Source organism: Pelosinus propionicus DSM 13327 (assembly GCF_900114615.1).
In the GTDB taxonomy this organism is placed as follows: domain Bacteria; phylum Bacillota; class Negativicutes; order DSM-13327; family DSM-13327; genus Pelosinus; species Pelosinus propionicus.
Genome location: NZ_FOTS01000010.1, coordinates 83,490 through 107,077 on the forward strand (window position 1 = coordinate 83,490; position 23,588 = coordinate 107,077).

22 protein-coding genes are annotated in these 23,588 nt (G+C 39.6%); 7 read left to right on the forward strand and 15 right to left on the reverse strand.

The annotated features are described in order from the left end of the window. Positions 1-16: 16 nt before the first annotated feature. Together BMZ99_RS07055 and BMZ99_RS07060 are read right to left on the reverse strand one after the other, a co-directional pair. A complete protein-coding gene (locus tag BMZ99_RS07055; RefSeq protein WP_245754866.1) occupies positions 17-1,633 on the reverse strand; it encodes a DAK2 domain-containing protein in 1,617 nt (538 codons plus the stop codon). Positions 1,634-1,662: 29 nt separating this feature from the next. Next, a complete protein-coding gene (locus tag BMZ99_RS07060) occupies positions 1,663-2,502 on the reverse strand; it encodes a DegV family protein (protein ID WP_090934487.1) in 840 nt (279 codons plus the stop codon). A 337-nt stretch (positions 2,503-2,839) separates the two neighbouring features. On the opposite strand from BMZ99_RS07060, the gene BMZ99_RS07065 reads away from it, so the two are divergent. After that, positions 2,840-4,972 carry a cell division protein FtsA gene (locus BMZ99_RS07065; protein ID WP_090934490.1) on the forward strand — a complete coding sequence of 711 codons (2,133 nt, stop codon included), beginning with the start codon at positions 2,840-2,842 and terminating at the stop codon, positions 4,970-4,972. Positions 4,973-5,094: 122 nt separating this feature from the next. Continuing rightward, positions 5,095-6,393: a hydroxylamine reductase gene (gene hcp, locus BMZ99_RS07070; protein WP_090934492.1), complete on the forward strand. Its 1,299-nt coding sequence runs from the start codon at positions 5,095-5,097 to the stop codon at positions 6,391-6,393. Between the two features lie 48 nt (positions 6,394-6,441). Here the strand turns inward: hcp and BMZ99_RS07075 are convergent, their stop codons facing one another. Then, the gene (locus BMZ99_RS07075; protein WP_090934495.1) at positions 6,442-7,146 is read right to left on the reverse strand and encodes a Crp/Fnr family transcriptional regulator; all 705 of its coding nucleotides are present in this window, start codon (positions 7,144-7,146) and stop codon (positions 6,442-6,444) included. Then, on the reverse strand, positions 7,143-8,381 hold the full coding sequence (locus tag BMZ99_RS07080) for a YgeY family selenium metabolism-linked hydrolase (protein WP_090934497.1): 1,239 nt from the start codon (positions 8,379-8,381) through the stop codon (positions 7,143-7,145). Before BMZ99_RS07080 ends, BMZ99_RS07075 begins: the two co-directional genes overlap by 4 nt. Positions 8,382-8,943: 562 nt before the next feature. On the opposite strand from BMZ99_RS07080, the gene BMZ99_RS07085 reads away from it, so the two are divergent. The 5 genes from BMZ99_RS07085 to BMZ99_RS07105 all read left to right on the forward strand — a co-directional run bounded on the left by BMZ99_RS07085 (position 8,944) and on the right by BMZ99_RS07105 (position 13,820). Then, positions 8,944-9,861: a metallophosphoesterase gene (locus tag BMZ99_RS07085; RefSeq protein WP_245754867.1), complete on the forward strand. Its 918-nt coding sequence runs from the start codon at positions 8,944-8,946 to the stop codon at positions 9,859-9,861. A 320-nt stretch (positions 9,862-10,181) separates the two neighbouring features. Further along, on the forward strand, positions 10,182-11,042 hold the full coding sequence (locus tag BMZ99_RS07090; protein WP_090934504.1) for a zinc metalloprotease HtpX: 861 nt from the start codon (positions 10,182-10,184) through the stop codon (positions 11,040-11,042). Positions 11,043-11,276: 234 nt separating this feature from the next. Further along, complete coding sequence (locus tag BMZ99_RS07095) at positions 11,277-11,639, forward strand: CidA/LrgA family protein (protein WP_090934507.1); 363 nt, start codon at positions 11,277-11,279, stop codon at positions 11,637-11,639. 1 nt (position 11,640) lies between these two features. Beyond that, a complete protein-coding gene (locus tag BMZ99_RS07100) occupies positions 11,641-12,318 on the forward strand; it encodes an LrgB family protein (RefSeq protein WP_090934509.1) in 678 nt (225 codons plus the stop codon). Between the two features lie 269 nt (positions 12,319-12,587). Next, positions 12,588-13,820: an LL-diaminopimelate aminotransferase gene (locus BMZ99_RS07105; RefSeq protein WP_090934512.1), complete on the forward strand. Its 1,233-nt coding sequence runs from the start codon at positions 12,588-12,590 to the stop codon at positions 13,818-13,820. Positions 13,821-14,067: 247 nt separating this feature from the next. Here BMZ99_RS07105 and BMZ99_RS07110 read toward each other — a convergent pair whose 3' ends face one another. The 11 genes from BMZ99_RS07110 to nifB form a co-directional block, all read right to left on the reverse strand. Further along, a complete protein-coding gene (locus BMZ99_RS07110; protein WP_090934514.1) occupies positions 14,068-14,433 on the reverse strand; it encodes a FlxA-like family protein in 366 nt (121 codons plus the stop codon). Positions 14,434-14,456: 23 nt separating this feature from the next. Continuing rightward, on the reverse strand, positions 14,457-15,311 hold the full coding sequence (locus tag BMZ99_RS07115; RefSeq protein WP_090934517.1) for a hypothetical protein: 855 nt from the start codon (positions 15,309-15,311) through the stop codon (positions 14,457-14,459). Between the two features lie 76 nt (positions 15,312-15,387). After that, positions 15,388-16,809 carry a tetratricopeptide repeat protein gene (locus BMZ99_RS07120; protein ID WP_245754868.1) on the reverse strand — a complete coding sequence of 474 codons (1,422 nt, stop codon included), beginning with the start codon at positions 16,807-16,809 and terminating at the stop codon, positions 15,388-15,390. An 11-nt stretch (positions 16,810-16,820) separates the two neighbouring features. Beyond that, a complete protein-coding gene (locus BMZ99_RS07125) occupies positions 16,821-17,810 on the reverse strand; it encodes a 3'-5' exoribonuclease YhaM family protein (RefSeq protein ID WP_090934523.1) in 990 nt (329 codons plus the stop codon). A gap of 2 nt (positions 17,811-17,812) precedes the next feature. After that, positions 17,813-18,451, reverse strand: a complete 639-nt coding sequence (locus BMZ99_RS07130; RefSeq protein WP_090934527.1) for a trimeric intracellular cation channel family protein — start codon at positions 18,449-18,451, stop codon at positions 17,813-17,815. Between the two features lie 20 nt (positions 18,452-18,471). After that, positions 18,472-19,074, reverse strand: coding sequence for a DNA-3-methyladenine glycosylase I (locus tag BMZ99_RS07135; RefSeq protein WP_090934530.1), 603 nt, complete (start codon positions 19,072-19,074; stop codon positions 18,472-18,474). Between the two features lie 280 nt (positions 19,075-19,354). After that, positions 19,355-20,233 carry a beta/alpha barrel domain-containing protein gene (locus tag BMZ99_RS07140; RefSeq protein ID WP_090934617.1) on the reverse strand — a complete coding sequence of 293 codons (879 nt, stop codon included), beginning with the start codon at positions 20,231-20,233 and terminating at the stop codon, positions 19,355-19,357. 6 nt (positions 20,234-20,239) lie between these two features. Beyond that, complete coding sequence (locus BMZ99_RS07145) at positions 20,240-21,304, reverse strand: homocitrate synthase/isopropylmalate synthase family protein (protein ID WP_090934533.1); 1,065 nt, start codon at positions 21,302-21,304, stop codon at positions 20,240-20,242. Next, positions 21,301-21,936 carry a Fe-only nitrogenase accessory AnfO family protein gene (locus BMZ99_RS07150; protein ID WP_090934535.1) on the reverse strand — a complete coding sequence of 212 codons (636 nt, stop codon included), beginning with the start codon at positions 21,934-21,936 and terminating at the stop codon, positions 21,301-21,303. Before BMZ99_RS07150 ends, BMZ99_RS07145 begins: the two co-directional genes overlap by 4 nt. Before the next feature lie 45 nt (positions 21,937-21,981). Continuing rightward, entirely contained in the window at positions 21,982-22,293 is a 312-nt protein-coding gene (locus tag BMZ99_RS07155; protein WP_090934538.1) for a 2Fe-2S ferredoxin, read from the reverse strand. A 16-nt stretch (positions 22,294-22,309) separates the two neighbouring features. Then, a complete protein-coding gene (nifB, locus tag BMZ99_RS07160) occupies positions 22,310-23,548 on the reverse strand; it encodes a nitrogenase cofactor biosynthesis protein NifB (protein ID WP_090934620.1) in 1,239 nt (412 codons plus the stop codon). Positions 23,549-23,588: the final 40 nt, after the last annotated feature.

A 23,588-nucleotide genomic window follows, 5' to 3' on the forward strand; every position in this document is an offset into this window, starting at 1 on the left:
TGCCAACTTAAATTCCTTATTCAATGCTAATAATGAAATCATAATGCGGTTGGGCACCTAAATATAATTCAATTTCGACAGCAGGCAAATGGAATGACAAATCATCAGCTATTACCTGTGCCTCCTCTTTTTTCAGGTTAGCACCATAATACAAGCTAACAACTTCATCCTCATCATCCAATAAAAACTCTACCATGCTGCGCAGTGCCGTACCTACATTATCCGCATCAACAATTACTTTACTATCCTGTACACCAATATATTTGCCGGCCGTTACCGTACGGCCATTTACAACGCTATCACGTACAGCCATTGTAACCGCTGCACCTTTTACTTCTTTACTCCGATCTGTCATACGAACGACATTATCCTGTATAGAAAGATCGGCATCAAAAGCCATTAGGGCGGCCAAACCTTGCGGCACATTCGTAGTTGCTACAATTTCTACTCGATCACCTAATAACTTTTGGGCTTGAGCCACTGCCAACAGAATATTTTTATTGTTAGGCAGAATAATATATTTTTCACTATTCCCCCGATGCACTGCATCAATAAAATCCTCCACAGGCGGATTCATAGTCTGCCCACCCATAATAACAGTTGCTGCTCCCATTTGCTTCATAATATCAGCCAAACCTTGACCCGCAGCTACACTGATGATCGCCACTTGATTATGACCTGGTACTACATCTAGAAATTCATGACGCTGCTGATGCTGATCCGCCATATTATCAATCTTTATATCATGCAGCGTTCCCCAAGACAGTGCAGACTCTAGCACCACTCCTGGACGAGCGGTGTGAATATGCACTTTCATAACATCACTACCTGCCGCTACGACCAAAGAATCCCCCATCGGAAGCAGATGTTCTCTTACCTCATTGGTATTGAGATTACAATGTTTTACCAAGAATTCTGTACAATAGGGATGCGTAATATCAACTTCTGCATATTCAAGAGACGCAACTCGCAGATTGCTGTCAAAATTAGCTTCAGGTCCTGAAGACTGACCACTCAACCCTTCTAAACAGCCCGATAAAAATACGATAAGCCCTTTGCCTCCCGCATCAACCACTCCAGCAGATTTTAGTATTGGTAATAAATCTGGAGTTTTCTCCAATTCTACTTCACCAGCTTTAATAGCTTCTGCTAAAACATCCATAAAATCTAAGCCGTCTCTCACTGCCCGATGAGCACCTTTAGCAATTCCTTTAGCCACAGTTAGAATGGTACCCTCCACAGGTTTTGATACGGCACGATATGCATATAGCACACCATATTGAAAGGCTTTGCCGACTTCTGAAGATGTAGCTTGCTCTTTTGCAGCCAATCCTCGGGCAATACCGCGAAAAATTTGAGATAAGATGACTCCGGAATTTCCTCGTGCCCCCATAATCGCACTATCTGTTGCCCGCTTACTCAAGGGACCGATGCCAGTCTCTGGGGCCTCTTTTACAGCCTGGGCTACTGCCTTTAATGTTAATAACATATTTGTGCCAGTATCACCATCAGGCACTGGAAAAACATTTAAACTGTTAATATGTTCGTGCTCTCGCATAAATGTCTGGTACGCCCCAAGTATCATTCGACGAAAATCATTACCTGTAAGCCATTCAGTCTTCCCCTGCATCATAAATCCTCCTACTATAAAAATATTGCGAATTAGATTTTTTCCTGGAAAACTAAGCCTAACAAGCCTGGTCCTAAATGGGCACCTAATACTGACCCAATGTTTGCAGGTAATATTAGAGTTTCTGGATACAGCTCCTGTATTCGTACCCTCAATGCTTCTCCTTCATCCGGTACATCAATGTGCCCGATGCCAATATATTCTAAATTCTGATACTTTTGCAGCTCATCTAACATTCGATTTACGACTCGCTGCTTGGTACGAACCTTATCCATAACATCAACTCTACCATCAACTAAATATAGCAGGGGTCTTATTTGCAGTATACTGCCAAATAAAGCAGACGCGCCGCCAATCCGTCCCCCTTTATATAAATACTCTAAGGTATCTGGGATTAAAAACGTATGCGTCGCCTTTACCATGGCTTCTAATCTGACGACAATCTCCTTAGCAGAGCAGCTGGTCGAAGCCATCTCTAATGCAGCCTTAGCCATCTGCACCATGCCAACTGACGCAGTACCGGAATCAACAACATGAATTTTCTTTCTGTCGATCATATTCGCTACGGATCTGGCACCTTCTGCAGTACCGCTTAATCCTCCTGATACACTGATAATAATGACTTCTTTACCTGCTTCAATAAGAGGCTTACAAATTTCTATAAAATCACCTGGTGCCGGCTGTGATGTTTTAGGATGTTGTTTCGTCTCTTGAGAAACGCGAAACAACTCTTTTGTCGAAATCTCATTTTCTCGCCACTCCTGATCACCAACCCGTACCTTAAGGGCTACGACATGCAAATTAAGATGCCTAGCAAGCATTTCATCAGGCACTTGCCCAATGCTATCGACTACAATGTGTATTTGAGACACAGATAAACTCCTCTCAATCTAAGCAGGCTATTGCCCTACCATATAAATATTTATATTTATGTTACATTTTATCAAAAAATGCATTATAAATACATACTTTTTTTCTTACTATATGGCAGGTAAAGTATTAACCCAGACAGGATTATACTTATCTTAGCAGTTGACAGAGCAATTATTTTTTGCAAAAAGGAAATTAGCAGAATAACGCGAAAGTAATACTATTTATAGAGATTCTTTCCCAATCAAGTAAGAAAAAAACGCTTACTCCTTCCTATTTTACGCACTCCAGAAATTCATATTCTGGTACAAATAAACCATACATAAAAGGAGCACATTAATGGAAAAAAATCTACTCTTTGCATTAGATATTGGAACACGCAGTGTAGTCGGCTTAGTAGGGGAAAAAGTAGATAATAGCATTCAGATCATTGCCTCTCATCGCCAGGAGCATCGTACTCGTGCGATGATGGATGGCCAAATTCATGATGTTCCACAAGTGGCAGCGATCATTGCTGAAGTAAAAAATGCATTAGAGACTTCTTATGGTCCCTTGAAAAAAGTCTCAGTAGCTGCAGCTGGCCGCGCTTTATGCACCATTCAATCTAAGGCCGAGATTGAAATGTCGGATCGTGGTGTACTAACCGCGAGTGATGAGCATGCATTAGAACTAGCAGCGATCCAATCGGCCCAGCATAAATTAGCTACATCCAATACAATATCCGATCCCGCTTCTTATTATTGTGTAGGTTATAGTGTTGTTAGCTTCATCCTGGATAAAACACCATTAAAAACGTTAGTCGGACAACGAGGCAGAAAAGCTACCGTTGATCTAATTGCAACTTTTCTTCCAAGGCAAGTTATCGATTCTTTGCAGTCAGCTATCACTTCTGTTAATTTAGAAATAGCCACTCTCACCTTAGAACCTATCGCAGCAATTAATGTATTAATTCCACAAACTATGCGACATTTGAATCTAGTCCTAGTTGACATTGGCGCAGGGACATCGGATGTAGCCATTACAAAGGATGGTTCCATTATTGCTTATGGCATGGTTCCCTGTGCTGGTGATAAAATTACCGAAGCTATTTCCCAGCAATATCTTTTGGATTTCAATGTGGCAGAAAAGGTCAAACGCCAGCTTACAGGTAATGAACTCTCTACGATTACTCTTACCGATGTATTAGGTCTTCCCCAAGAAATAGCCGTAAGTGAAATTATTAAAAACATTCAACCCCATGTAGCTGAATTGGCTCAGTTAATTGCAGAACAAATCGTATCTCTTAATGTTACGGCCCCTCAGGCTGCTCTCTTAGTTGGCGGTGGTTCCCTCACCCCGATGATTTCTGAAGCATTAGCCCAATGCCTTGACATGCCAGCGCCGCGAGTAGCAGTTCGCCGCCCTGATATAATTGAAGGAATTAGCCAAATTCCTGCTGACCTTTGTACCCCTGATGCGGTTACTCCTCTTGGCATTTTGAAACTTTCGGCCAGCCGTACACTTAATTTTATGAATGTTACCTTAAACGAGCAGCCCTTGCATCTCTTTAATTTGGGTCACTTAACCGTTGCAGATGCACTGTTAGCTGCAGGTATTGACACGCGGAGCCTTCACGGCAAACCAGGTCTTGGCATCACCATTAATATTAACTCCCAAACCAACTTCTTTCCTGGAACCCATGGCACTCCTAGTCTTATTGAACTAAATGGTCAGAAAGCTGCTCTTTCTGAACTGCTGCAGGAAGATGATATCATTAAGGTAACCAAAGGCACGAGCGGTACTATGCCTTCTCTTTGTCTTTCTGATATCTTTGATATTCTTCCTTCTTATCTTATCTCTATAAATGAAAAGCCCTACGAAATATCTCCAATTATTACGATTAATGATGAATTGGCCAAACCAGATGCAGTACTGGCCGATAGAGATCAAGTACTTTATCGTATACCCAGTACCCTAGAAGAAGTTCTGGGCGCAACTGGAAATACTATGGAGGTCCCGCCTTACCACTATATTATCAATGGCAGTGACCGAGAATATAGTGTTTGGCGTAAATACACCATTAACGGAAATACCGCGACAGCAACAAGCCCCGTAAGCGTTAACGACCAGATCATGATTTCACCTCTTTGTGAGCCCACTTTGGGTGAACTCTTAGGGCTGAATAACGATGAGGAACATTTCATTACCGTATTATTCAATAAAGTTAAATGTAGTATCCCCCTTCGCCGCTATACGATCATCATGAACGATAAAGTTGCTCAAATCACAGATATTGCTCTCAATGAAAGCATCATTCATTTTTCTTCTACCGAGCAAGAGCATCCCATGATTAGCGATGTACTGCTGGCTGCCAATTTCAATCCCAAAACCATTCCTTCCGGCAGTATTGTAAAAGTCCTTTTAAATAATCAACCAACAGAATATACGTCTCTTGTTAAAAACGGTGATGAGATTACGCTTGTAGTAAGCTGATTACCTATAACTATATTGATTTTTTAGCAAATATTTGCAAAATGTGACATACATCACATTTATTCTTTCTCAATACCATTATACTAATTATGTAATAAAAAATGGTAAGGGGGATATGATTCATGAGCATGTTTTGTCATCAATGCGAGCAAACCGCTGGAGGTACAGGCTGTACCAAGGTGGGTGTTTGCGGTAAAAATGAGGATATTGCCAGTCTGCAAGATACACTTGTTTTTGGACTAAAAGGAATTTCTGCATATGCCCACCACGCTAGAGAACTTGGTGCTAGAGATGAACAAGTCGACGCTTTTATGCATGATGCTTTATTCTTTACTCTCACAAACGTTAACTTTAGCTTAGAGCGCCATATTGAGATGGTTTTAAAATGCGGCGAAATGAACCTTAGAATCATGGAAGTATTAGATAATGCCCATGTTACTCGTTTTGGATCACCAGCCCCTGCACAGGTATTTACAGGCACTAAAGCTGGCCCTGGAATTGTAATTACAGGACATGATCTTTTAGATCTTGAAGAATTATTAAAACAAACAGAAGGTACAGGGGTCAACGTTTATACGCATGGAGAAATGTTGCCTGCGCATTCCTATCCTGAACTTAGAAAATACAAACACTTAATTGGAAATTTCGGCACCGCATGGCAAAATCAGCGCACCGAGTTCGAAAATTTCTCTGGTGCTATTTTGGTTACAACAAATTGCGTAATGCCGCTCACTGACAAATGTACCTATGGAGATCGCATTTATATGCGTAATATTACAGGTCTGCAAGGGGGAAAACAAATCCTTGACCGTGATTTCTCCGAAATTATTGCCCACGCCAAATCCTTACCAGCTTTGCCTGAAACAGCTGGTAACTATACAATTGCTACCGGTTTCCATCATAGTGTTATCCTTAGCTTAGCTGACAAAGTGGTAGAAGCGGTTAAAGCCGGTAAAATCAAACGTTTCTTCTTAATTGGTGGTTGTGACGGTGCAAAAACCGGACGTAACTATTATACTGAAATTGCACAAAAAGTTCCTAAAGATTGTGTAATCTTAACTGTAGCTTGTGGTAAATATCGCTTTAACAATTTGGATTTCGGTGATATCGACGGTATTCCTCGCCTCTTGGATTTAGGGCAATGCAACAATGCATTCTCAGGCATTCAAGTAGCCGTAGCATTAGCCAAAGCATTTAATTGCGGCGTAAATGACCTGCCACTTTCCTTTGTTTTATCTTGGTATGAGCAAAAGGCAGTAGCAATTCTCTTAACTTTGCTGCACTTAGGAGTTAAAAATATTCGCATAGGCCCTACGCCACCGGCTTTCATTTCACCAAATGTCTTCAAAGTATTAAATGAATCCTTCGGGTTACAATTGATTACCACTCCTGATGAAGATTTAAAAGCTATTCTTGGCTAAATAAAAAATCCTGGATGAAATTCATCCAGGATTTTTTATTTAGTTACGCTATGAAATGACTCTCCGCAAATAACCCACGTCCAGAATTTTTATTTTCTGACCATCAAAATCGATGTATTTATCTTTCTTTAAGGAACTCAGCGTCCTAGTTACCGTTTCTCTTGTTGTCCCCACCAGATTTGCTAAGTCTTGCCTCGATAAATCAAGAGCAAGTTCAATTATACCATTATCTTTGATATCACCTTGCTCCTGGCTTAAACGCAATAATACTTCTATGGTACGTGACATTACATCATTCAAAGCTAAGTTTTTAATTTTCTGCTGGGCATAGATTAATCGCTGACTTAGCGCTTTAATCAGCTGTAACGCCAGTTCATTATTCGTAAGTACCAGCTGTTCTAAGTCTACATTACGTATTATACCAATACAGGAAGGCTCAACAGCCACGGCTGTTGCCGGGTAAGGCTGATTATTAAACATCAGCACCTCAGCAAAGATCTCTCCTGCCCCTAAAATCTTAATAATATGTTCCCGCCCATCATCTGAAGTTCTAAGAACTTTTACCTTTCCGCTTTTTACATAATGAAAGCCTTCTCCTGCATCACCTTCATGGAAAACAATCATGCCTTTGCGGAAGCGCCGCTCAATGGTATGATTATGAATAATCTCCAGTTGATTTTCCGGAAGTTTCGAAAAAACAGGTATCTCTCTTAGATATTCCCATCCCTCTTTATCACTTTCCACAATACTCATCGCTCCCCCTCACTACTTTCTTGTTCTTTCATAAGCAAAAATTGACAGGCAATCGCCTGGTATCCTGCTGCTGCTGCCGTTAATTGACTGATTTCCAAACTCTCATCTGCAGTATGCATCTCTTCTTCACAACCAGGACCAAAGCCGATGGTAGGAATGTTGGCTGTCCCAGCAGAGTAACAAGCATTTGTGGAAATAGTATAGGTGGAAAGCGCAGGCGCAAATCCAGCTTTACCTAAGGCTTCTTGAGAGCCACTTACCAGTTCATGTTCAAGGGATAATATCCATCCAGGAAAAAATCGTTTTCCCGACAAATATTGTCCTGTATAACACTCGAAACCAGACTCAGCGATCCCTACCTCTGCAATAAATTCAGCATCCTGGTGCTGCAATATAGAAATCGCGTCATAAATCGGCTGCAAGATATCTTCTTCTGCTTCTTCCTCAATCATATACCGATCAAAAGTAGTCCAACATGTATGCGGTATCGTAGAACTTCCAGGAGAGGGGGCCGAAGCTATACTTACCAGTTCTAAACTGCCAGATCCTAAAGAACTAACTGAAAAGGTGATTTGCTTCTTAATTTCTTCTATCAATTTTAACATCATATCACCGGCATTTTTCCCTGCTAAGGGAACAGCAGAATGAGCAGCTTTTCCTTTTGTCATTACAATTACCTGAGAACGCCCTCGCTGCCCATAGCAAACCCTCAAATCAGTAGCTTCCCCAGTAATCACATAATTTGGCTTTATTACCTGAATGACCTGGCGAAATGCCAATCCTTCAAACTGCTCCTTACCAACAGTACCAGATACAAAAACAGATCCAGCCAATCTTTCCTTATATTGAGCAAAAGGCGATAAGCCGCATATCATTGCAGACAAAGCGCCCTTCATGCTCACAACCCCGCGACCATAAATACGCCCATCCTCAACCAAACCTTCAAAAGGATCATGAATCCATAGTTCAGTACCACTTACAGGTATCGTATCAATATGACTATCAAATAATACTTTTGGACCTGGATGTTTTCCACGAATCTCACCGATAACATTGCCTACGCCATCAATCCAAGCCGAGTCATACCCCAAAGCAAGCATCTTCTCGACTAACCAATCCGCAATTTCTTGTTCTTGCCCTGTATAACTAGGAATCTGCACTAACTCCTGACATGTCTTAATAATCAATTCTTCATCAACTGCCCCAAGTGGTCCGCAAATTTGTTGAAGATTCATTCTCCCCCTCCTTATTGTCAACCCAACTTTAAGTATCTTGTTAGAGTATGACAATAGTATAAATTTATAAAATTCGATTCCATACTCACTAAATCCTGCATAATAAGAAGTATCATCTAAAAACCTAATCGAGGTGCTAGGACGTATTAAAATAAATTCGACTATCAAACTATACCTAAGCATCGGTTAAAATATGCTTAATCCTTTTCTATGGCAGGAAATCCTCAACCCACCACGAAAAGAAATACTTATACATATCTACTATTTAACGCCTGTCATGCATCACATTCAATTAATATAAATAGCATCGCAGACTATATGAAGGAGCGCAGACATTACCATGATCATCATTTTCTTACTACTCTATAGTGTCATTATTTTTTATATTGGACTACGCGGATGGCAATCCTTACGCGGGAAATCATCTCTTACTTTTTCTTTAAGTTATCTCTTTATTTTTAGTCTTTTTTCATTAAGTTACCCTTTAGGAAGCTCCATCCAGAAATATTTCCCTTCAGTTCTTGGGAATACCCTTCTTTGGACAGGTTCCTTTTGGCTCGGGATGATCTATTATCTATTTTTATTTACTCTCAGCATTGATATTCTGCGTTTCATTGATACATACAAACCTTTTTTACCACTAAAGTTAAAACAACGCCCTTTACTAGTGGCTGCTGCTATTTTTATGGTGACAACTTGCCTGATTGCTTATGGTACGTGGAACGCTCGTCATCCTGTAACCATCAACTATGAGATCACAATCCCCAAAACAGCAGGAACAAGTTCTTTAGAAACCTTACAAGTCGTCATGGTTTCTGATATTCATCTGGGAGAGATTATTGATAATCGTCGTTTAAAACGATTAGTCAATCGAATTAATCAACTAGAGCCTGATATTGTACTGATTCCTGGGGATATTATTGATAATGAGATCGATGTTCTGCCAAATCAGAATATGATCGAGACATTTCGTAAACTTCGACCTAAATTAGGTACTTATGCGGTATTAGGAAATCACGAATATTTCGATCAGCAGACAGATCTTGCTATTCAATACCTAGAGCAGGGCAATATACACATACTCCGAGATCAATGGACCTTAGTTGATAATAGTTTTTATGTAGTAGGCCGAGATGATCTTGCGAAAATGCGTTATACAAGCTCCTCTCGGCAAGATCTAAAAACGATCATGGAAGGCATTGATCATAGTCTGCCGATTATTCTCCTTGACCATCAACCTAAAAATTTACAAGACGCAGTCGATCAAGGAGTTGATTTGCAGCTATCAGGTCATACTCATTTGGGTCAGTTATTTCCCAATAGCTTAATTACTAGACAACTCTACGAACTCGATTGGGGATATCTGCAGAAAGAAAGCTTACAGGTGATCGTTTCTTGCGGCTTCGGCACGTGGGGTCCCCCCGTCCGTATTGGCAACTCCCCAGAAATCATTAACGTAACGATTCACTTTGCAAAATGATTTTTTCCTCCAGATTTTCCTGTGCATTACTCATTACTTAAATTGCAGCTATTGAACGTATACAAGCGTTCCTTTCTCTATAAGGAATAATTATTGACAATTATATAATCTCATGCTATTATATAGGCAAACAAAGATATAAATACCCTGCAAGGGGAGTAGCTGTACAGTATCTGCCGTCAACACGGATTCATCCCGGCTATACTGGCAATATAATTGCAAGCAAGACCTTGCCTCATATCTAACAGTATGTGGGCAAGGTCTGTTTACCATATCTTGATTTTTACTGTAAAGCAAAATTAAAAGGAGGCTTTTTTATAATGAACAATCTAAAAACAACCTTATTGTTAGCAGCCCTAACAGGTCTATTAATGGCAATTGGTGGTCTATTTGGCGGCAGATCCGGAGTAGGTTTCATGCTGATAGTCTCCTTGGCTATGAATTTAGGAAGTTATTGGTTTAGTGATAAACTGGTTCTACGTATGTACAGTGCCCGAGAGATTACATCTGAGCAAGGGCCAGACTTGTTCAAAATGGTGGCCAATCTTGCTCATCGAGCAAACTTGCCGATGCCCAGAGTTTATGTAATTGATTCCGATGTCCCTAATGCTTTTGCTACAGGACGCAGTCCTCAGTATGGTGTTGTTGCAGTCACCACTGGGATTATGAAAACTCTATCCTATGACGAATTATCAGGTGTTATCGCTCATGAGTTAGCTCATATTAAAAATCGTGACACACTTATCAGTACTGTTGTTGCCTCCATCGCAGGCGTTATTACTTGGATTGCCCACATGGCTCAATGGTCAGCCATCTTCGGTATGGGACGAAGCAATGAAGAGGATAATGGAGGCGGTATTGTAGGTATGCTATTTACCATCGTATTAGCTCCAATTGCTGCAACCCTTATCCAGTTAGGAATCTCCCGTTCCAGAGAATATATGGCCGACGAAATTGGTGGTTCCATCTCAAATAATCCGTTAGCATTAGCAAGTGCTTTAGAAAAAATTGACTATTATGCCAAACATAAAGTACTGCCTGCTTCCACACCATCAACCTCCCACTTATTTATTATTAACCCTTTGAGCGGAACAGGTGAATGGATGACGAATCTATTCAGCACTCATCCAGCTACTGCGCAACGTGTAGCACGACTCAGAGAACAAGCCAGTCGAAGATAATTTTTTAAACTAAAAGAGGTATTCCCTAAAATAGGTTTTAAAAACTGATTTTAGGAGGATGCCTCTTTTTCTATTGCAACTGCACACTCAACGGTTTCTTATGCTTTTTATAAGATTTCTTGAAATCTTCTTCACTACTATTTATAGCCACAGCCAATAATTATAATTGTTATTATGAATTTTACGCATGGTTCATAATGATATATACTGCTTATATAGTATGGAGGCGAAAAAATGTATCTTTTAAAATGTATTGCACAAATCGGTGGTTTATTAGGAATCGCCTTATTAGGCAATAAACTAACACAGGTATTTGATTTGCATTTTCCAGGCAGTATCTTAGGAATCTTATTTATTTTTCTCTTGCTAGAAACCAAAATCATTTCGTTAAAATGGGTGGAAACAGGCGCTAATCTTTTAATTGCAGAATTAATTTTATTTTTTATTCCATCAGCCGTTGGAGTCCTTCAGTACAAACAGTTAATCCTAACCAATGGAGCAAGCTTTGGATTTGTTATTTTTCTTAGTACCATAACAGTAATGGTTTCTACAGGATTACTTGCAGAATTTCTGAATAAAATTGGAAAGGGACGATAATATGTTAGCAGGATTTAGCTTTATCATTACAATTCTTAGTTATGTAGGAGCAAAGCTTTTATATAGAAAAAAACAATCTGTTTTTTTATCACCATTAGTCATCTGCCCCTTTATATTAATCAGTTTGCTATTATCATTTCAGGTGTCTTTAGAAACCTATTCTGCAGGCACACAATGGATCACAAATATGCTGCAGCCAGCAATCGTCGCTTTTGCAGTTCCTTTGTATAAATACCGAGCATTATTAAAGAAATATGCAGTAGAGATTGCACTTGGAGTCTTCGGAGGTTCGATTGTTGCAATCGTATCTTCCGTTATGTATGGCAAATTGTTTCATTTAACGCCGCAACTGCTTGATAGTTTGGCGCCACGTTCCATTACCACTCCCCTCGCAATGAATATTTCTCAAACCATTGGCGGTTTGCCTGCCATGACAGCTAGTTTTGTAATCGTAACAGGTATTGTAGGAATTATTGCAGGTCCTTTTATTCTAAAATGGTTTCCCATTCATCATCAAGTTAGTAAGGGCATGCTTCTAGGAATGGGGGCACATGGAGCAGGAACCGCACAAGCATATGAAATAGGTTCTATTGAAGGTGCAATCGCTAGTTTGACAATGATTGTCGCTGGTATAATTACAATCATCGTAGCACCTATGCTAGTCCCTATTATAATATAAAGCACGGTCAAAAAATTCACGTAATGAAAACTGGCATTTTGGAGAAAATAGAATATATCATGGTGTAATCGAAACTCCTGCTTATAATATGGAATGATATTTTTTAAATATCATTCCATATTATAAGCAGGAAAATAGCCATATATAGTATAATAAAGCTATACGATATGTAACTATTGAATCAATAGAATTAATAAGTATGTAAATACGATATCAAACTAACAATTCTTTAGTTAAAATGTATCATATTATGGAAGGAGCTTACATTAATGGCTTTAATTAACGAAAACTATTTGAAACTCCCTGGCAGTTATTTATTTGCAGAAATCGCAAAGCGAGTTACAGCTTTTAAAGCAGAGTTTCCAGAAGCAAACGTCATTCGATTGGGAATTGGTGATGTCACGCAGCCCTTAACCCCTGCTGTCGTTGAAGGTTTACACAAAGCTGTAGATGAAATGGCACATGCTGAAACATTTAGAGGCTATGGCCCAGAACAAGGTTATAACTTCCTCATCAAAAAGATCATTGAAACTGATTATCGCTCTAGAGGTGTCGAAATTGAAGAAGATGAAGTCTTCGTCAGTGACGGTTCCAAAAGCGATGTAGGTAACATTCAAGAAATTTTTGGTGTACATAACAAAGTTGCAATTACTGATCCTGTATATCCTGTATATCTGGATACCAATGTAATGGCAGGTAGAACAGGTGATTTTTCCAATGGTATCTTTGAAAATGTCACCTATTTAATCTGCAATGCAGAAAATAATTTTGTTCCAGAGTTACCTACAGAAAAAGTAGACCTTATTTACTTATGTGTTCCTAACAATCCTACAGGCACCACACTTTCTAAAGAAGAATTAAAAAAATGGGTTGATTACGCAAGAACAAACAACTCCATTATTTTATTTGATTCTGCTTATGAAGCATATATCCAAGATCCAGAGCTTCCTCACAGCATTTATGAAATTGAAGGTGCCAAAGAAGTCGCTATTGAGTTTCGATCTTTCTCCAAAACAGCTGGATTTACTGGTACTAGATGCGCTTATACCGTTGTACCTAAAACCGTCCTGGCCCTAACTGCCAATGGCGAGAAACACCCCTTAAATAAATTATGGAACCGCAGACAAACGACAAAATTCAATGGCACCCCTTATATTATCCAAAAAGGTGCGGAAGCGACTTATACTCCTGAAGGTCAAGCCGAAATCAAGAGTGTCGTTAAATATTACATGGATAATGCAAGAATCATTAAGGAAGGCCTAGAAAGTATTGGCATACAAACCTTTGGTGGTGTAAATGCACCTTACATTTGGCTGAAAGTACCAAAAGGACTGGATTCTTGGTCTTTCTTCGACAAGCTGCTCCATGAAGTACATATTGTAGGTACTCCTGGTACTGGCTTTGGTCCATCTGGAGAAGGTTACTTCAGATTGACTGCCTTTGGCAATAAAGAGGCTACTATTGAAGCAATTGAAAGAATTAAAAACAAATTAAGCTTATAAGTAAAACGCTAATGCGTCATTAAAAATAAAAATGTTTGAACCGTGAATACGCAAAGACCACAGAGGGATCTATGCTCGCAATGACAAAATTACGCGATCTTGGAATATTTATAATACTCCCTTTGTGACCTTTGCGATTCATTGTTGTTTCACATTGTACAATTTATAAAAAATCAGGAAACGGCTGCTTACGCCGCTTCCTGATTTTTTTATAAATTGAAATATTAAAATAGCTACTCAAACGAAGTTATAACTCAATCGTATCATCGGTATCCTTTTCCGCTGTTACATTTGAGGAACTAAGATTCGCTTCCTTACTTTCCTGTGTAAGGCTCAGGTTGTATGCAGGACCAACAGTTACATTGCTCGAAGCAGTTTGCTCATTATTTGAACTTTTCGATTGGGCTCTTTGCTGCACTTGCTGAATCTGCAGTTGGATTTGTTGCATTTGTTGTTGAAGCAGCTGAATCTGCTTTGCATTTTCAGCTGCATTGTCCTCTTGCAATTCTTGAATTTGCCTTGTAAGGCTTTGTATTTGCTTTTGTAAATCGCTTACACTACTTTGCGTACTAGATTGACTGCTTTGGTTATTTCCACTAATCGTCATAGACATAACGTCTACCTCCTTTATATCACTTAAACCTTCCAAGCAGAGGAAATAAGATCACTTGATTGGTAATCAGTTTCATAAGCATCTGCAGCAGTCGCTAACAATTGCGAATACGGTTGTTGATTATTTTGATTGGGTTGTATTTTATCAGCATTGGAAAGAAGAACTTGCAGACTTGTCAAATCCTCTGTTGTAACCGTCCCACTTTTCACTTTGTTCAAGAAAGAGGTAAGGCTGGAATCAAAGTCATTACTTGTACTAGTACTTTGGCTGGATGATGTAGGACTATTAGCAAGAAGAGCCTGCAGACTTGTCAGATCTTCCGTTGTAACCACCCCATTTTTCACCTTATCCAAAAAGGCAGTAAGGCTGAAATCAAAATCATTGCTTGTACTAGTTTGGTTAGATGACGCGGGACCATTAGCAAGGAGAGCCTGCAGACTTGTCAGATCCTCTGTTGTAACCGTCCCATTTTTCACCTTGTTCAAGAAAGCAGTAAGGCTGGAATCAAAGTCGTTACCTGTACTAGTATTCTGGTTGGAGGATGTGAGATCAACATCAGTAAGAAGAGCCTGCATATTTGTCAGATCCTCTGCTGTAACTGTCCCATTTTTCACCTTATCCAGAAAACTTCTAAGATCCGAATCAGAATTGTCTTCACTGGCATTGCTTTGTGCATTTCCAGCATAAATCGCTGATATTGCTGATAACATAGACATCAATTCAGCAAAATTGTCTTGCGTACTACTGCTGTTAATACTGCTCGTTTTTTTCAGAGACGTACTATCATCCGTGGTTGTTGTGGCCGCAGTGGTATTCGCACCTTTGGCTAGTGATGCCCAATAGAGTGCTTCACTGGAACTAATAGACGAAATAGACATATAACTTTTCCCCCTTTATATACATCGATCTGCTTTATATATCGGAGATTTTTCTTTGAAATTTCTTTGAATTCTTTTAATTGCCTTTGATTTTGTTAAATTGGTTATTTCTTTTTAGTTTAGCTTCCAAATTTGTTATTACCTCTGCTAAAACGCCTTGCCAGTCACCTCTATGAATTTGACGAAAAATTCGTATCGTTGGATACCAAAGACTCTCTTGTCCTTTTACCTGCCAGCGCCAATCAGGGTCAATAGGCAAAAGCAGCCATGTGTCTTTCCCCAGAGCTCCTGCTAAATGTGCAACTGCCGTATCTACTGTTATAACCAAATCCAGATTCTCAATCAACCCTGCTGTCTCAGCAAAATCACTGATATTCTCATGAAAATCAAGTACTTGATGCGAAACCGTTTGTAGATCCGCAGCTTTTTCATCCATTTGTAAGCTTATCCAATTTACCGTCTGAAGAGAAAAAAGCTGCTTGAACACATGAAAAGGAATCGACCGATTTTTATCATTTTTATGATTTGGATTACCAGCCCAAGCGACTCCAATGGTAAAAGAATGATCTTTTATTTCTTTTTTTACAATCTCACTCCATTTGCTTATCAGGTTAGAATCTGCTTTTAGATAGGAAATAGGGCTAGGAATCGTATCTAATGTAGTACGAAACATATATGGCAAACTTGGTAATGGACAGGAAAAGTTATAGTCTCCGACCATCTTTTCGTCTGTTTCAATGGTAATACTCTTAAAAGATGCAGATATTAATCGTTTTAGCTGCTCTGGAATGAACAAAACCACTTCGGAAGCCACTTTTTCAATTTCTTTAACATATCTTACAAAATGAATTGCATCCCCAAACCCTTGCTCATGAAACAATACTATTTTTTGCCCAGTTAGATCTTCCACCTTCCAATTGCATCTAGAATCACAGGTATTAAAAATTCTGCGGCGCAGTTCATACCCTTTCCAGCCTTTTTCATACTGTCCCTGAAGTAAATATAAAACGCCTAATGCAAATTCCGCTTCTTTAAAGTCAGTTCGTAGTCTGATAGACAATACAAGATGCTTTTCAGCCTCGTCTAAGCGTTCCATCTGCTTTAGCACCATGCCAAGACGAAAATGCGCTTCTGGAAAATCTGGTTGCAAACTTATCGTCTCGCGAAGACAAACTTCGGCCTCTTCCAGAAGACTTGTTCTAGAAAATAGCGTTCCTAAATTAAATAAAGCTTCTGGATAATCTACTTTTAATTCTAAGGCACGCTGAAGATAGAATTCTGCTTCATTTAGATTATTTATGTTTATTAATAGTGCACCTATACCATTGTAAGCTTCAGCATAATCTGGTTTTAAAGAGATTGCTTGATGAAAAAGCTCTAATGCCTGCAATGCATCTCCTTTATGTGCCAGCTCAGCTCCCTGAGTGAAACACAGCTCTGCATTCATATCATTACGTTCCTTCACTTTTTTTACAATTGTTATAAAAGATTGGCTCATGGCTAACTGGGTTAGAAGAGAGTATTTGGTTCTTTCTCTACTCTACTGCTTTTAACTGAAGATTTATACAGTTTACGATTATTCAGCAGCCAAACTTTGTCAGAGAAATGTCCATCTTCTATCTTTTCTAAAGTTCGCCCCATATCATACATTCTTGCATCCATAATATCCAGATAATGCAGTATCTCAGCTTCAGGTATCATTGGCCTTTTAGGACTGCCAAACTCTGGCTCATAATGATGGGACAAGACCATATGCTGCAAAAGCAGGGAGGCTTCCGGATCGGCTCCCACCGCTACAGCAGTCTGATCAATCATTTTTATTCCTTGGATGATATGCCCTAAGAGCTCTCCCTCTACCGTGTATTCAGAGACAATCCCTAATTCACTAGCATTCATTTCTGCTATTTTTGCAATATCATGAAGAATGATGCCTGCAAATAGTAAGTCCCGATTCAGACTTACATACACTTCGCTTACCTTTTCACCCATTTTCAACATAGTGGTTATATGATATAAAAGGCCGGAACGAACAGCATGGTGATTTTGCTTTGCTGCCGGATATAATAGCAGCTTCTCTTTATTAGCAGCAACTAAAGTACTGACAATTTTGCCAATATCAGCATTCTCAATCATGCTTATATATTTTTCAATCTCCCCATACATCGCTTCTGGACTATAGGGAGCAACAGGCACAAAATCACCAATATTTAATGCATCTTCTTGTGTAGCGACCCTGATTTTGTCAATTTTAAGCTGCAGCCGGCTCTGCCATTCAGAAACACTTCCCCGTATTCTGACTAACATATTTACATTGCATTTCGGTTCCGTCTCTGTGCTGTGATCCCAGATCTTAGCATTAATTTCACCAGTAGAATCCACTAATGTTAGATCAAGATAGCTTTTATTAGTACTGGTTGTTTTGTATTCAGCAGCCTTCACAAGAAAAAAACTCTGAATTAGATCACCAGGCTGAAAATCTCTAATTTTTTTAGTTTCCATCCTTACTCTCCCTTACTTTCAAATTTCTCTCGTCCTTTTGCAGCAGGTACCGGAAAATTAATATCATATTTCATGCAAACCATCCGAATGCTTACTGTAACAAAAAAACATAAATACATCGCACCATTTCCTAATAAGAACGGCTTTGAATAAAAAAAACAAATCGCGCCTACCATAGAGGCTACTGCATATACTTCTTTTTGAAAAATAAACGGAATATCCCGCACAAATACATCTCGAATCACACCACCGCCTACACCGCTTAGTACGGCCATCATGACGGTGATAAACAACCGATGATACTCATATAAAAATGACATATTAGCACCGGCTGCCGTAAAGGCACCCAGCCCTACTGCATCACAGATTAAAATCACATTGTTGAATTTATTAATCCACTGATAATTGATACTTACAATAATAGCTGTAACCAAACTGATAATAGTAAAAAAGGGATAGACAAAGGCCGTAGGAGGATTAATCCCAATTAAAACATCCCGTACAATACCTCCGCCAACTGCTGTAGTTAGCGCTAACATAAACACGCCAAATAGATCTAAATGTTTGTGTATCCCCGTCAAAGCTCCTGCCGCAGCAAAGGCAACGGTTCCAATCACTTCAAAAATATTTAATACGTCCATTCGATTTACTCCTTGCTCTATTACTCTTTCAGCAATTCTTTGTGACGATAACAATGGATTATATGGTCATTCACCATTCCAATTGCCTGCATATAGGCATAACAAATCGTCGGTCCAACAAAAGAAAAGCCCCTTTTCTTCAAAGCCCTGCTCATTTCCTTTGATTCTAACGTCTCCGTGGGAACCTCTTCCAGAGAAGACCATCTGTTTATTTTAGGCATACCACCAATAAACTGCCAAATATACGTTGAAAAACTGCCTGTTTCTTGTTGTACTTGCAAAAAAGCTTTAGCATTTTTAACAATCGCTGTCATCTTTAGTGAATTACGAATCAATCTTGGGTCAGACATCAATTGTAACATTTTTTCCTCATCATAAACAGCAATTTTGGCTGCCAAAAATCCATCCAGCACTTCACGATAAACTTCACGCCTCTTTAATATAGTAATCCAGCTTAACCCTGCCTGTAAGCCTTCTAGCAGCAGAAATTCAAACAATTTATCATCATCATATTGAGGCACTCCCCATTCGGTGTCATGATATTTCTGATATAAAGCATCAGACGTTACCCAACCACACCGTTGTATTTTATGAGAAGTACATAACACATCATTTTTTTTCATATAATTACTCCCATTGCTTCTTTTTCATCCTATTCTACAAAATCGCCCTTCCCTACTTCCATACCAAATTCACAAATTCCTGCACAACCAAAAGCTATGCATTCTTTAAAACATAGCCATTTTGAACCACAAAGACGCAAAGGAAACAGTCTTGCGCCTTTATGGTTTATAAATCTTATATTTCTCTACTTACAAACTTATACTTTCCAGACGATTAGAAAAACTCCAAGACTCCTTGCATATCGCAAGTCATCTTGGAGTTTTTCTAAACACTAGACTACTAAGCTATTTTATTAGCATGAGCGTCAGTAAAAGCATTGCCAATGATTGGCTTATAGTCAAATACATCCTTGCTGCCAGCCTGCATCACCAAATGCCCTAAGTGGGGTAAATCAGTTCTATTAACATGACATTTCATGCCATATACCACTTGCCATGCAGTGACCACTTCCTCTAATGCCGCATTTCCCGCCCGTTCGCCAATCCCCCCGATCGTTGTACTTGCCAGTTCAGCGCCGGCAGCAAGTGCTACTAAGGTATTGGCATTGGCTAAACCAAAATCATTGTGCATATGAACTTCTACCGGCAATGGGCAGCGAGGAATCAATTCCTGAAAAATAGAATGCACCGCTAATGGATTTAGACAACCTACCGTGTCCGCATAACGTATACGAACTGCTCCTAATTCTGCCGCTATATTTGCAACTTGCAGGAAATACTCCCGATCCCCTCGTGAAGCATCTTCCGCTCCCACAGAAACCATGCAGCCAAAGCTTTGTGCCAACAATATGGATTGTTTTAAATTCTCCAGTACCCATTCTCTGCTTTTTTTTAATTTTTGTTCAATATGCAAATCAGAAACAGGGACAGAAATATGCAATTGGGAAAAACCACAAGAAACTGAAGACAAAATATCATTTTTAAGGGCACGATTCCAAGCAATTACATTCGCTTTCAGTCCAGCAGACAAAATCATCTTCATCGCTTCTTGCTCTTCTTCTCCCATAACAGGTACCCCTGCCTCAATCCAGGTGACTCCCGCCTTATCTAGAGCCTTAGCAATATTTAATTTATCCTGAGCAGAAAAAACAATGCTTGGAGACTGTTCTCCATCTCGAAGAGTTGTATCCACAATCTCAATTGTTCTTGCATCCTTCATAATCATCTATCCTTCCTGCTTTGCCTGTATTGCTTGATACAACTCCCATAATACGGGATCATCTATTTGCTTCTTTTGCCTCACTGCCATTCTTCGAACCTGTTTTAATAAAATTTGAGCGTGATTATCAGACATGCTAACATTCCACTGCCGAAACTTAGCTTGGATAGATGCATTTCCTGAATGCTTGCCAATTACTAGTTGTCTGGTCAACCCAACCTCTTCTGGAGAAAAAGCTTCATACATCTGAGGATTTTTAATTACTCCATCTACATGAATTCCTGACTCATGAGCAAAAATATCCTGCCCAATGATCGCTTTTGTCTTCGGCAGGATTAGCCCCATAGCAGACAAGATTTGAGAACAAATCAACGCTAAATGCCTTGTTTCCTTACTTGCATCTCCTAGCAATCGTTTTTGCGCCATGATAACTTCTTCCACAGCAGCATGCCCCTGCAGACCGATACCAGCTACTGCTACTGCAATTCGTTTTACACCAACTTGTAAGGCAGCTAGTGCATTACCGGTAGCCAGGCCATAGGCATTATGCCCATGAAATTCTAAACAAGCAGGTATCTTAATCAATAAAGCAGTTAGAATTCTCGAAGCTGCTACCGGATCCAAAAGACTCTCTTTATCCCCATATATAAACGTATCGATTCCATCAATGGGAATATCTCTCCAGAGAAAGCAAAGTTCTTCTATTGAAAATTGGGAAGCATTGTCTATGCAAAATCCAATATTCATACCTAACCGCTGCGCAGTAAAAAGGGCTGTACAAACAGTACTTGTGAGACCTTGCCCCAAATGTGGAGTACAAGTAATAATAACGTTTTTAAACCCTAACTTGTCAGCCAATGTGACTTCCGCTAACGTGCCATTAATTTTCCCGCGTATATATTTTTGCTGAGACATATCCAACTTCGGCAAACTATGTTTCTCCCAGTCAGCTACTTTACAATCAACAACATCCACTGGAAGCTTTTGCAAAAGCTCAAGCAAGAGATTTATCTGTCCATTGTCCATTCCTCTTCGCAGACCTTCTTGTATCGTTTGATCAGCCCAAATCATTTTTCACAAACTCTTTTACTAATATAAACGTGAGTTTCGGCAGGTGCTGTTTTTTCTATTTCACCAACTAAATTACCACCTGTCAATTCTGTTTCCAGCCAAGGAGGAATGTGATTGCAAAGGACCTCTAGACGATAGAATTTCCCTTGCCGCAAGAACGGCAGCAGCACTTGTTTAGAACTCATCCCACCAGAATTCTCCTGAATCTCTTTGATGGATATATAATATTCGCCCTTCCCTCTTTCTATGGGCAAAGGAATTACATTATTGCCTTGGAATTGCTCCTCCTCTTCCTTGTTTTCTTCTTGCATTGCCACATAATCTAGAAATGATAACGGCTTTTGCTTTCCTTCAAATTCCCAAATACTGCACTGAATTTTTTCTAATTCAAAGTAAGGTACACCAACAACAGCACAGCCTACAAAAATCTTACATTGGTCTAAAAACAAAATGATTTCAGCCATCTGCCGACGCAAACCAACCAATCCAGCTTCTTTGTCTAATGAAAATTTTTGTTCTCTGATAATCTTCCACGACCCCTGTACTTTTTGATAAATGACTATAGCTTTTGCCTCATCGAAAGAACTGGTTACGCCATCATCATTTATACAGACTGCGACTTCTGGATACATTGCAGCTCCTCCCCCTTTCTTTCACAACTAAGATCCTACTTTCTATTAAAGTGCTAAACGTTCTACTATATTACCACCTTCAATATGCTCCTCCATAATGGCTTCTACATCATCAGGAGTGACCCCCTTATACCATGTACCACCGGGATATACAACAACCACAGGCCCTTGTTCGCAGATGCCAAAACAGCCTGTATTATTCACAAATACTTCACCGCCTAAATCCCGATCCTCAATTTCCTCCATGAATTTTGCCACCAATTCCACGCCGCCCTTCGTATGGCAGTAACCTTTCTGTTGACCATTTGCTCTCGAGCTGGTACATACGAAAATATGAAACTTTGGTTTATTCATCATGATTAGACCCTTCCTTTCAAATCGCTTTTTTCATCGTTAACTGTTCTACTACATAAGACAAGCCCTCTTCCACGGTATAACAATATTCCACACTCACAATGCCATGCTCTAATAGCCTTTGTTGTCCATGATAACCAATACGCATGGTCAAAACGGCATCACAATCCTCAATCGCTTGAATTGCTGCGTTCTTTTGTCCCTCCTTAGAATCTGAATCATCACATTCTGAAGCACCAGAGCAATACTGTTCCACTTTGCGTCTTTCCATAAGGGTAAAGGATTCATCATTTACCTGGTAAATTAAAAATTCTGTCGTATGCCCAAAATGTTGATCAACTAATTTTCCATGTTTGGAGGTAACTGCAATCCTATACTCTTTACCAATCTGCTTAGTTGGCAACACGGATTTTTCTGGTTCTGGCTTAGTCATACGAAACTCATTAGACCTGTCATTGCCTAAGAGTCCAACTGCATCAGCCCGGCACTGCTTACAGTGTCTCATCTGCTGCATTTCAAGCTGACAGAGATCTCTCATTTCATTAATTTCTTTCATGCTGGTTTGCGGAAATTTTTCAAACGCACTTCCGGGAGCCGGAATCAGCGGCATAATGTTCGTGATAAAGACCCCTAATTCTTTCATTTTCTTTACGACTTCCGGAATATGCTGATCATTGATTCCTTTTACCATGACAATGTTGATTTTAACCAGCACTCCATGCTCCACCAAATAGGCAATGCCTTGCAATTGATTTTGAATCATCAATTCAGCCCCAGCTACTCCGGTATAGCTTTTGCCTTCATAATTCACGACTTTATAAAGCCGCGCCCCAATGTTAGGATCAAGGCAATTCACCGTAACGGTAATATGCTTTATACCCAGTTCTACAAGCTCTGCTGCATAGTGAGGCAACATTAAGCCATTCGTTGACAAGCAAAAGATAATATCCTCACCTTTAGCCTGAATTAATTCAATGGATTTTTTGGTAACATCCCAATTTGCCAAAGCATCTCCAGGACCGGCGATCCCTACTACACTTAAATTTTCAATATTTTCTTTGACCCAGGAAAATTTTTGGCTGGCAAGCTCTGGTGTCAGCACTTCACTCGTTACTCCTGGCCGGCTTTCATTTACACAGTCAAATTTACGATTGCAATAATTACAGCTAATATTACACTGGGGTGCCACTGGCAAATGCATTCGCGCATATTTATGATGAGCATCCGCATTATAACAAGGATGTTTGCTCTCTTCCATACCCTTCACCTCAATTTCCCCTAGCATTGCAGGGTAATTT

Excerpts from the sequence above, each read along its gene's own strand:
- BMZ99_RS07140 (WP_090934617.1), bottom strand. The coding sequence starts at position 20,233 with ATGAAGGATGCAAGAACAATTGAGATTGTGGATACAACTCTTCGAGAT.
- BMZ99_RS07145 (WP_090934533.1), bottom strand. The coding sequence starts at position 21,304 with ATGATTTGGGCTGATCAAACGATACAAGAAGGTCTGCGAAGAGGAATG.
- BMZ99_RS07090 (WP_090934504.1), top strand. The coding sequence starts at position 10,182 with ATGAACAATCTAAAAACAACCTTATTGTTAGCAGCCCTAACAGGTCTA.
- BMZ99_RS07075 (WP_090934495.1), bottom strand. The coding sequence starts at position 7,146 with ATGAGTATTGTGGAAAGTGATAAAGAGGGATGGGAATATCTAAGAGAG.
- BMZ99_RS07110 (WP_090934514.1), bottom strand. The coding sequence starts at position 14,433 with ATGTCTATGACGATTAGTGGAAATAACCAAAGCAGTCAATCTAGTACG.
- BMZ99_RS07080 (WP_090934497.1), bottom strand. The coding sequence starts at position 8,381 with ATGAATCTTCAACAAATTTGCGGACCACTTGGGGCAGTTGATGAAGAA.
- BMZ99_RS07065 (WP_090934490.1), top strand. The coding sequence starts at position 2,840 with ATGGAAAAAAATCTACTCTTTGCATTAGATATTGGAACACGCAGTGTA.
- BMZ99_RS07100 (WP_090934509.1), top strand. The coding sequence starts at position 11,641 with ATGTTAGCAGGATTTAGCTTTATCATTACAATTCTTAGTTATGTAGGA.
- BMZ99_RS07055 (WP_245754866.1), bottom strand. The coding sequence starts at position 1,633 with ATGATGCAGGGGAAGACTGAATGGCTTACAGGTAATGATTTTCGTCGA.
- BMZ99_RS07105 (WP_090934512.1), top strand. The coding sequence starts at position 12,588 with ATGGCTTTAATTAACGAAAACTATTTGAAACTCCCTGGCAGTTATTTA.
- BMZ99_RS07135 (WP_090934530.1), bottom strand. The coding sequence starts at position 19,074 with ATGAAAAAAAATGATGTGTTATGTACTTCTCATAAAATACAACGGTGT.
- BMZ99_RS07155 (WP_090934538.1), bottom strand. The coding sequence starts at position 22,293 with ATGATGAATAAACCAAAGTTTCATATTTTCGTATGTACCAGCTCGAGA.
- BMZ99_RS07130 (WP_090934527.1), bottom strand. The coding sequence starts at position 18,451 with ATGGACGTATTAAATATTTTTGAAGTGATTGGAACCGTTGCCTTTGCT.
- BMZ99_RS07125 (WP_090934523.1), bottom strand. The coding sequence starts at position 17,810 with ATGGAAACTAAAAAAATTAGAGATTTTCAGCCTGGTGATCTAATTCAG.
- BMZ99_RS07120 (WP_245754868.1), bottom strand. The coding sequence starts at position 16,809 with ATGAGCCAATCTTTTATAACAATTGTAAAAAAAGTGAAGGAACGTAAT.
- nifB (WP_090934620.1), bottom strand. The coding sequence starts at position 23,548 with ATGGAAGAGAGCAAACATCCTTGTTATAATGCGGATGCTCATCATAAA.
- hcp (WP_090934492.1), top strand. The coding sequence starts at position 5,095 with ATGAGCATGTTTTGTCATCAATGCGAGCAAACCGCTGGAGGTACAGGC.
- BMZ99_RS07115 (WP_090934517.1), bottom strand. The coding sequence starts at position 15,311 with ATGTCTATTTCGTCTATTAGTTCCAGTGAAGCACTCTATTGGGCATCA.
- BMZ99_RS07095 (WP_090934507.1), top strand. The coding sequence starts at position 11,277 with ATGTATCTTTTAAAATGTATTGCACAAATCGGTGGTTTATTAGGAATC.
- BMZ99_RS07085 (WP_245754867.1), top strand. The coding sequence starts at position 8,944 with ATGATCTATTATCTATTTTTATTTACTCTCAGCATTGATATTCTGCGT.
- BMZ99_RS07150 (WP_090934535.1), bottom strand. The coding sequence starts at position 21,936 with ATGTATCCAGAAGTCGCAGTCTGTATAAATGATGATGGCGTAACCAGT.